Genomic DNA, 1374 nt, shown 5'->3' with positions numbered 1-1374 from the left:
CGTGATCAACGGCTTGCGGGAAGCTGTCGGCCATCCACGGACCGGCGATGACCAGGGTCGGCTGGGACATGGCCGCGGCCGGGGTGAGGCTGTCGGAGGCCATCAGCTTGATCTCTTTGACCCGAACCTCGACCGGTGTGCGGCAGGCCTCTCCGACTGCGGTCTCGACCAGCTGGGGGGCGGCCTGCGGGCCAAAAAAGCTGGCATACAGCTCCCGAAAGTAGCTCTCGCCGTCCGGCGCCGTCAGTCGGTCTATCATCTCGGCGTAGAACCGGGCCGCTGGTTTGGTCGGGTGCTCAAGATCGGCGCCGGGCATCACGGCCGAATCAACCATGATGTAGGCTCTGACCAGATCGGGGTAGTCGTGGCTGAAGGAAACCCCGGCCGGACCGCCGCCGGCGTGGGCAATCGCTATCGCGTCGCCAAAGCCCTCCTTGCGGGCCAGGGCCGCTATGTCGGCGGCGTGCTGTTGGGGCGTATGCCCGGAACCGGGCGTGCTCGANNCGCAGAATGCGGTGCGAGTCCTGGAAGTACGCCACCTGCTCTCGCCAGTGATTCAGGTTGGAACACCAGCCGTGAATAAAAATCAGGGGCGGCTTGCCCTGTTCCTGACCCTCTACCTGGTAGTACAGCTCGGCTCCGTCTTCGGTCACACATGTCGGCATCGTCTTCTCCTTATCAGCACTGGCGTGTATCATGGTGTGGAGTAATAGAGCCGCCGGCTGAAGTCAAGTTTGGCCTGAAGGACTGCCCATGTACGACATCCTGCTGCCGATTCATATTACGGCCGGCTTTTGCAGCCTGCTGGCCGCTTTTGGCGCCATATTCACCGTAAAAGGCCAGGCCTGGCATATACGCAGCGGGCGGGTGTTCTTCTGGGGGATGGTGATCATTTTCGTGACCGCGCTGCCGATGACGCTCCTGCGACCCAATCTGTTTTTGTTTCTCGTCGCGATATTCAGCTTTCACCAAGCCTTGACGGGCTGGCGAACCGCCCGCAACCGGACCGGCCAGCCGGCGTGGATCGACTGGGTGGCCGCCGGGGTGATGACTGCGGCCGGAGCGGGCATGCTCGTTTTTGGTGTCGTCCTGCTGGTGTCGGGAGAGATGATGGGGCTTGTGCTGCTGGCCTTTGGCGGACTCGGGGGAGGTTTTGGGCTGTACGACTGGCGACAGTTCCGTCGCCAGCCCCTGACCGGGAAGCGGCGTATTGCGGCCCATTTAACCCGCATGCTGGGCGGGACGATCGCCACGGTCACGGCCTTTGTGGTGACCAATTTCCAGTTCTCCCCGCCCTTCGTGCTGTGGCTGGCGCCGACGGTGGTGCTCGTTCCGGTGATTGTGTACTGGAACCGGACAGTCTTGAAATCTGCC

The 1374-nt window shown here is 62.8% G+C and carries 1 protein-coding gene; it reads left to right on the top strand.

Annotated elements, in window-relative coordinates:
* Nucleotides 1-753: 753 nt before the first annotated feature.
* The coding region (locus J4F42_22305) for a hypothetical protein (GenBank protein MCE2488256.1) at nucleotides 754-1374 on the top strand (621 nt) is incomplete at its 3' end.

This window comes from Desulfurellaceae bacterium, assembly GCA_021296095.1.
Classification (GTDB): Bacteria; Desulfobacterota; Binatia; order Bin18; family Bin18; genus JAAXHF01.
This window is presented reverse-complemented; position numbering and strand designations above follow the sequence as displayed.